Source organism: Streptomyces sp. NPDC048479, assembly GCF_040651435.1.
Taxonomy (GTDB): domain Bacteria; phylum Actinomycetota; class Actinomycetes; order Streptomycetales; family Streptomycetaceae; genus Streptomyces.
In genome coordinates this window covers 1-9,130 of the sequence record NZ_JBEZKA010000073.1, presented here as the reverse complement: position 1 = coordinate 9,130, position 9,130 = coordinate 1, and the positions used below count along the sequence as shown (strand labels likewise).

Below are 9,130 nucleotides of genomic sequence, written 5' to 3'. Positions count from 1 at the left end.
ACCACACCAGCACACGAACCCGCCTCGACCAACAGCTGCGCCAACGCGACCCGATCCGCACCGGCCTCAACCACCACCCGCCGGACCTCAACACCCCGCTCAGCCAGCGCACCGACCACAGCCGAGTCGTCCACACCCCCGGCCGGCACCACTACCAGCCAAGAGCCGGACAACCGCGCCCCCGACGAGACCTCAGCCAGCGGCTTCCACGACACCCGGTAACGCCAACCATCCACCTCCGACTGGGTACGGCGTCGGCGACGCCACGCCGACAGAGCCGGCAGCACACTGCCCCACGCGTTCTCGTCGTCGACTTCCAAGGTGGCGGCCAGCGACTCCAGATCCTCGCGCTCCACCGCATCCCAGAAGCGAGCGTCCACCTCGTCAGCGACGCCGCTCTGCACCATGCCAGGTATCTGCAGCCAGTAGCGCTGCCGCTGGAAGGCGTACGTCGGCAGATCGACCCGCTGGGCACCCGTACCTACGAAGAACGCCTGCCAGTCGACAGCCACGCCACGGACGTGAACCTGGGCTATCGCGGTGGTTAGGGTCTCGGTCTCGGATCGGCCGTTCCGCAAGGCAGGCACGAAGGCCGCAGCGTCACCCGTCACACACTCCTGGGCCAGGGCGGACAGCACGCCGTCCGGGCCGAGTTCGACGTACGTGGTGACGCCGGAGGCCTCCAGAGCACGTACTCCGTCCAGGAACCGGACTGCCTCACGGACGTGCCGAACCCAGAAGTCGGCCGAACCCATCTCGTCCGAGACCAGGGCGCCCGTCAGATTCGACACGAGCGGGATGCGCGGAGACTCGTACGAGATGCCCTCAGCGACCGTACGGAAGGCGTCGAGCATGCCGTCCATGTGCGGCGAGTGGAACGCATGGCTCACCGACAGGCGCTTGGACTTGCGGCCCTGAACCTCGAAGGACTCCGCGATCGCAACCGCGGCATCCTCGTCACCCGCGATGACCACCGACTGCGGACCATTGATCGCCGCAACGCTCACCCGGTCCGTCAGCAGCGGCAGAACCTCGCCCTCCGACGCCTGCACCGCGATCATCACGCCACCCGTCGGCAGCGCCTGCATCAGCCGCCCACGAGCCGAAACCAGCGCACACGCATCCTCCAGCGAGAACACGCCGGCCACATGCGCGGCAGCGATCTCACCGATCGAATGCCCCGCCAGGAAGTCCGGCCGCAGACCCCACGACTCCACCAGCCGGAACAACGCCACCTCAACCGCAAACAACGCAGGCTGCGTGTACGCGGTCTGGTTGAGAGCATCACCGTCGTCCCCGAACAGGACGTCCTTCAGCGGCACTTCAAGATCCAGCCGGGCGGCCACCGCATCCAGCGCCTCCGCGAACACCGGATACGCCTCGTACAACTCACGCCCCATCCCCAGTCGCTGACTCCCCTGCCCCGTGAACAGAAACGCCAGCTTCCCGGCGACCGGCGAGCCCGTAACGATCCCCGCCGCCGAGCCACCCTCCGCCAGCGCCCCGAGCCTCGCCAGCAGACCCTCACGGTCCCCGCCCACCACCATCGCGCGGTCCTCGAACGACGCCCGCCCCACCGCCAGCGAGTAGCCGACGTCGACCTGACGCAGCTCGGGCGCGGAGAGCACGTACGACCGGAGCTGACGCGCCTGCGCCCGCAGCGCCTCCTCACCCTTCGCCGACAGCACCCACGGCGCCACCGGCAACGCGGTGGTCTCAGGTGCCGACGCCGCCTCAAGGGCAGGCCGCTGCTCAATGATCGTGTGAGCGTTCGTGCCGCTGATGCCGAACGACGACACGCCCGCCCGGCGCGGACGGCCGGTCTCCGGCCACTCCATCGTCTGCGTCAGCAGGGAGACTTCACCGGCCTCCCAGTCGACCTGGGGGGACGGCTCGTCGACGTGCAGGGTCTGTGGCAGCACCCCGTGCCTCATCGCCATGACCATCTTGATGATGCCCGCGACACCGGCAGCCGCCTGCGTGTGACCGATGTTCGACTTGATCGACCCGAGCCACAGCGGCCGGTCCGGCGACTTCTCCCGTCCGTACGTCGCGAGCAACGCCTGCGCCTCGATCGGGTCACCGAGCCTGGTGCCCGTACCGTGCGCCTCCACCGCGTCCACATCCGCGGCCGAAAGGCCCGCGCTTGCCAGCGCGGCACGGATCACCCGCTGCTGGGACGGACCGTTCGGCGCCGTCAGACCGTTACTCGCGCCGTCCTGGTTGATCGCCGACCCCCGCACGACCGCCAGCACCGGATGCCCGTTCCGCTCGGCGTCCGACAGCCGCTCCACCAGGAGCATGCCCGCGCCCTCGGCCCAGCCCGTACCGTCCGCCGCCGCCGCGAAGGACTTGCACCGGCCGTCGACCGACAGGCCGCGCTGGCGGCTGAAGTCGACGAAGGTCTCGGGGGTCGCCATGACCGCGACGCCGCCGGCCAGGGCCATCGTGCACTCGCCGCTGCGCAGTGCCTGGATCGCCCAGTGCAGCGCGACCAGCGACGACGAGCAGGCGGTGTCGACGGTGACCGCCGGGCCTTCCAGGCCGAAGGTGTAGGCGATCCGGCCGGAGGCGATGCTGCCGGCGTTGCCTGTGCCGAGGTATCCCTCGACGCCTTCGGGCAGCTCAAGGCCGCTGCCACCGTCACCGATGCCGGTCGCGTAGTCGTGGTACATGACGCCGGCGAAGACGCCCGTACGGCTGCCGCGCAGTGTCGCCGGGTCGATCCCGGCGCGTTCGAATGCCTCCCAGGACGTTTCGAGAAGCAGGCGCTGCTGCGGGTCCATCGCGAGCGCTTCACGCGGCGAGATCCCGAAGAATCCGGGGTCGAAGTCGGCCGCGTCGTGCAGGAAGCCGCCCTCGCGGGTGTACGACGTTCCGGCGTGGTCCGGGTCGGGGTGGTAGAGGGACTCCACGTTCCAGCCCCGGTCGGACGGGAAGGCGGTGATGCCGTCGCCGCCCGTGGAGACGAGCTGCCACAGGTCTTCCGGAGACCGTACGCCACCGGGGAAGCGGCAGCCCATGCCGACGATGACGATCGGGTCGTCGTCGGCCGTGGCCGTGGCCGTGGCCGTGGCCGTGGCGGACCGTGCAGGTGTCTGCCCGCGTACGGCGTCCTCGTGCGCGGTGGTTCCCGACAGCTCGGTAAGCAGGTGCCGGGCCAGCGCGACCGGCGTCGGGTAGTCGAAGACGAGGGTCGGTGAGAGCCTGAGGCCGGTCTCGGCCTTCAGGACATTGCGCAGCTCGACGGCCGTCAGGGAATCGAAGCCGAGCTCCTTGAACGCACGGTTCGCATCGACCCCCTGGCCCCCCGCGTGGCCGAGGACCGCGGCAACCCGCCCGCACACCAGGTCCAGCAGCATGTCCTCGCGCTCGACGGCCGGCAGGGCCGACAGCCGGGCCGTCAGAGGCGAACCGCCGTCCTTCGCCGCGCGCTGCTCGACCGCACGCCGCGACGGCACCCGTACGAGGGCGCGCAGCAGCGCCACGGTCTCGCCCGTGGAGACGGACTGGGCGCGCAGCACTGCAAGGTCGAGCCGCATCGGCAGCAGAACCGCCGCGTCCACCGTCATGGCAGTGTCGAAGAGCGCCAGGCCCTCGTCGCCGGAGAGCGCGCCGACGCCGTCCCGGGCGATGCGCCGCAGGTCGACCTCGTCGAGCCGCTGGGCCATGCCGCCCGTCTGCGGAGCCCACAGACCCCAGGCGAGCGAGGTGGCCTGCAGACCGTCCGCACGGCGCTGCTCGGCCAGTGCTTCGAGGAACGCGTTCGCCGCCGCGTAGTTCGCCTGCCCGGCCGCGCCGAACGCGGCGGCCGCGCCCGAGAAGAGGACGAACGCCGAGAGGCCGAGGTCCCGGGTGAGCTCATGCAGGTTCCAGGCCGCGTCCACCTTCGGGCGCAGCACGGCGGCAACCCGCTCAGGGGTGAGCGAGGCGATCACGCCGTCGTCCAGCACTCCAGCTGTGTGCACCACGGCGGTCAGCGGGTGCTCGGCGGGGATGTCCGCGAGCAGCGCGGCGAGCGCGTCCCGGTCGGCGGCGTCGCAGGCGACGAGGTCGGCCTGGGCTCCCAACTGTGTCAATTCGGCCAGCAGTTCGTCCGCACCGTCGGCGTCGGGACCCCGGCGGCTGGTGAGCAGCAGCCTCTTGACCCCGTACGCGGTCACCAGGTGGCGGGCGAACAGTCCGCCGAGAGTGCCGGTGGCGCCGGTCACCAGCACGGTGCCGGAGGGGTCACCGAGGGAGCCGAAAGGCTCGCGCGAACTGTCCGCCGACGGCACGCGCGCAAGGCGCGGCGCGCTGAGTGCCCCGCCCCGGATCGCCAACTCCGGTTCGTCCGAAGCCAATGCGGCAGGCACCATCGCGAGCGAGGCCGCCTCCCCGTCCAGATCGAGCATCAGCAACTGCCCGGGGTTCTCCGACTGCGCCGAGCGCAGCAGGCCCCGGACGGCGCTGCCCGCCAGGTCCGGCACGCCCGCGCCGGGCTCGGTGGCCACGGCGCCGGAAGTCAGCCACACGAGCCGCGTACCGGCGAACCGCTCGTCCGCCAGCCATGCCTGCACGACGGACAGCGCGCTCGTGACGGCCGCGTGTACGGAGGCTGCCGTGTCGTCCTGCTCCACGAGGGCGGTCAGGGGTACGAACACGGCGTCCGGCACCGGTTCGCCCGCCGCGAGCGCCGCGCCGAGCGCGGCGGCATCGGCGTACTCGGTCACCTGGACGCCCGAGGCTCCCAGACCCGGTTCATCCTGGCCCAGCACGGCCCACCGTCGGCCGGCGCCGTCGCTGCGCGGCGACGCAACGCCCGCCGAGGGCACCCACTCCACGCGGAACAGCGACTCCAGATGACCGCCGTCGGCAGCGCGTACCTGGTCGGCAGATGCGGTGCGCAGCGTCAGCGACTCCACGGCCGCCACCGGACGTCCGGTCTCGTCCGCCACCAGCAGTGCCAGGGTGTGCGGATCACTCGGGGTGTCCGGGGTCAGCCGCATCCTGAGTGAGGAGGCGCCCACCGCGTACAGCGAGACTCCGGCCCAGGAGAAGGGCAACAGGGCTCCGGTCGTTGCCTGTTCGGGGCCGTCATGGCCGATGGCGTGCAGACCGGCGTCCAGCAGGGCGGGGTGCAGCCCGAACCGGGCCGCCTCACGCCGTGCATCGTCCGGGAGCGCCACCTCGGTGAACAGCTCGCCGTCGCGCCGCCAGGCCGCCTTGAGCCCCTGGAACAGCGGTCCGTACACGACTCCGTCCGCGGCCAGCTCCTCGTACAGACCCCGCACGTCCACCGGCACGGCTCCGGTCGGCGGCCACGCGGCCAGCTCCCCGAACTCCCCCTCCGGTTCCTGTCGCGCCGCACCGGCGACCAGAACGCCGGAGGCGTGTCGCGTCCACGGCTCCTCCGCGAGTGCGTCCTGGCGGCGGGAGTGCACACTGAATGGCCGCTGCCCGGGTCCACTGGGCGCCTCGACGACGAGCTGGAGCCGTACGCCGCCCCGCTCGGGGACGACGAGCGGCGCTTCGAGCGTCAGCTCCTCCACCATGTCGCATCCGACCTGGTCACCGGCCCGGATCGCCAGGTCGACGAAGGCCGTGCCGGGCAGCAGGACGCTGCCGAGAATGGCGTGGTCGGCGAGCCAGGGGTGGGTGTCGAGCGACAGCCGCCCGGTGAAGAGCACCCCTTCGGAGTCGGCGAGCGCCACCGCCGCGCCCAGCAGCGGGTGCCCGGCGTCTCCGAGCCCGATCGCTTCGGGATCCCCGGTTGCGAAGGCGGCGGCGCTGGGCCAGTAGCGCTGCCGCTGGAAGGCGTAGGTGGGGAGGTCGACGCGCTGGGCGCCGGTGCCTGAGAAGTACGCGTCCCAGTCGACGGGGGTGCCGTGGACGTGGGCCCGGGCGAGGGCCGCGGTGACGGTCTCGGCCTCGGGGCGGCCGGAGCGGAGGACAGGCGCGAAGACGGTGTCCGCGTCTCCGGTCAGGCAGTCCTGAGCCAGGGCGGACAGCACGCCGTCCGGGCCGAGTTCGATGTACGTGGTAACGCCGGCGGCTTCCAGAGTGCAGATGCCGTCCAGGAACCGGACAGCCTCACGGACGTGCCGGACCCAGAAGTCGGCCGAACCCATCTCGTCCGAGACGAGGGTCCCGGTGAGGTTGGAGACCACCGGGATGCACGGAGACTCGTACGAGATGCCCTCGGCAACCGAACGGAAGGCATCGAGCATGCCATCCATGTGCGGCGAGTGGAACGCATGGCTCACCGACAGACGCTTGGACTTGCGGCCCTGAACCTCGAAGGACTCCGCGATCGCAACCGCGGCATCCTCGTCACCCGCGATGACCACCGACTGCGGACCATTGATGGCCGCAATGCTCACCCGGTCCGTCAGCAGAGGCAGAACCTCGTCCTCCGACGCCTGGACCGCAATCATCACGCCACCCGTCGGCAGCGCCTGCATCAACCGGCCACGAGCCGCCACCAACGCACACGCATCCTCCAGCGAGAACACACCCGCCACATGAGCTGCGGCGATCTCACCGATCGAGTGACCGGCCAGGAAATCGGGCCTGAGACCCCACGACTCGACCAGCCGGAACAACGCCACCTCAACCGCAAACAACGCAGGCTGCGTGTACGCGGTCTCGTTCAGGGCGTCGCCCTCGGCCGCGAACAGCACCTCCTTCAGCGGCACTTCGAGGTATCCGTCCACGTGCGCGCACACCGCGTCCAGCGCGTCCGCGAACACCGGATACACCTCGTACAGCTCACGCCCCATCCCCAACCGCTGACTCCCCTGCCCCGTGAACAGGAACGCCGTACGGCCGTCACTCACCGCCCCGGTGGTGATCCGAGGCGACGGCTCGCCGTCGGCCAGCCGCGTCAGTACGTCCAGGAGTTCCTGCGGGTCATCAGCAGCCAGCACAGCACGGTGGCCGAGATGCGCGCGTGCAGTGGCGAGGGAGAAGCCTAGGTCAGCGGTCGCAGGCCCATCGTTCTCCGCGGCCTCCAGGTGCGCGCGCAGGGCAGCTGCCTGTGCGCGCAGGGCCTCCGGGCTCTTCGCGGAGAGGAGGTACGGCAGCGGGAGCGCGGGTGCCGGTGCGGTCGGCGTGGACGGTACGGCCTCCGGGGCCTGCTCGATGATCGTGTGGGCGTTGGTGCCACTGATGCCGAAGGACGACACACCGGCTCGTCGCGGTCGGTCCACCTGAGGCCAGGCGGCCTGCTCGGTCAGCAGGGCGATGTCCCCGGCCGTCCAGTCGACGTGCGGGGTCGGCTCGTCGACGTGCAGGGTCTGCGGCAGCACCCCGTGCCGCATCGCCATGACCATCTTGATGATGCCCGCGACACCGGCAGCCGCTTGCGTATGCCCGATGTTGGACTTGATCGAGCCGAGCAGCAACGGCCGGCCGTCAGGCCGTCCCTGGCCGTAGGTGGCAAGCAGGGCCTGCGCCTCGATCGGGTCGCCGAGCTTGGTGCCCGTGCCGTGGGCCTCCACCACGTCCACGTCCGCGGCCGACAGTCCCGCGCCGGCGAGGGCGGCCCGGATGACGCGCTGCTGGGACGGGCCGTTCGGGGCAGTGAGTCCGTTGCTCGCACCGTCCTGGTTGACGGCGGAGCCTCGGACCACGGCAAGCACCGGGTGGCCGTTGCGCTGTGCATCGGACAGCCGCTCGACGAGCAGCATGCCGACGCCCTCGCCCCACCCCGTACCGTCCGCAGCCGCAGCGAACGCCTTGATACGGCCGTCCTCCGCAAGACCACGCTGACGGCTGAAGTCGACGAAATTCTCGGGCGTCGACATCACCGTCACGCCGCCGGCCAGCGCCATCGTGCACTCGCCCTGCCGCAGCGCCTGGATCGCCCAGTGCAGCGCGACCAGCGACGACGAGCAGGCGGTGTCGACAGTGACCGCCGGGCCTTCAAGGCCCAGGGCGTAGGAGACGCGGCCGGACATGACGCTGCCCGCGTTGCCCGTACCCAAGTGGCCTTCCAGGCCTTCCTGTTCGCGGGTGATGAGGGAGAGGTAGTCCTGGCCGTTGGTGCCGACGAAGACACCGGCCTGGCTGCCCCGCAGCGACGAGGGGTCGATCCCCGCCCGCTCGAATGCTTCCCAGGACGTTTCGAGGAGGAGCCGCTGCTGCGGGTCCATCGCCAGCGCCTCACGCGGCGAGATCCCGAAGAACCCGGGGTCGAAGTCCGCTGCCCCTTCGAAGAATCCACCTTCGCGGGTGTACGAGGTGCCCGGCTGGTCCGGGTCGGGGCTGTAGAGCCTGTCCAGGTCCCAGCCACGGTCGGCCGGGAAGGCGCCGACCGCGTCCGTGCCGTTCGCAAGCAGCTGCCACAGGTCTTCCGGGGTCCGTACTCCCCCGGGGAAACGGCAGCTCATCGCCACGATCGCAATCGGATCGTCGTCGGTGGCAGCCACGGCGGGCAAGACGGTGTCGGCGACGCGTACGCTGCCGACCAGCTCGCCCCCCAGGTACTCCGCGAGAGCGGCGGAGGTGGGGTAGTCATAGATGAGTGTGGCGGGGAGCTTCAGCTCGGTAGCCGCGCCCAGGCGGTTGCGCAGCTCGACCGCGGTCAGCGAGTCGAAGCCCAGCTCCTTGAACGCCCTCGCCGCGCCGACCGCTTCGAATCCGGCGTGGCCCAGCACGGCGGCGACGTGGGTACGGACCAGATCCAGCAGCTCTCGTTCCTGCTCGGCCGGCGCGAGGGCGGAAAGCCGCCCGGAGAGGGAGTACGGACCGTCGGCCTCGGGGGCCGCTTGCGCGCGGGCCTGCGTGGCGCGGACCTCGCGCAACTCGCTGAACAGCTGGCTGTGCCGTGCGGCGACGAAGCCCGAGAGGAATCGATCCCACTCCACGTCGGCCACGGTGAGAACGGCGTCGTCGGCACAGACGGACTGTCGGAGAGCGTGGATCGCCCGCTCCGCGTCCATCGGCGGTACACCGTCCCGGCGCATCCGCGCGTCCATCGCCTCGTCGGCGGCCATGCCGCCCTCGGCCCACGGGCCCCACGCGAGCGACGTGGCCGCGAGACCATCCGCACCACGCTGCTCGGCCAGAGCATCCAGGTAGGCGTTCGCGGCAGCATAGTTGGCCTGACCAGCAGCACCCACCGTGCCACTCATGGAAGAGAACAGCA

General features: G+C 71.1%; 1 pseudogene. It reads right to left on the bottom strand.

Features of this window, described 5'->3' with window-relative positions:
• Nucleotides 1-9,128: pseudogene (locus tag AB0D12_RS40530) on the bottom strand (SDR family NAD(P)-dependent oxidoreductase); the annotation flags it as partial.
• Between the last annotated feature and the right edge of the window lie 2 nt (nucleotides 9,129-9,130).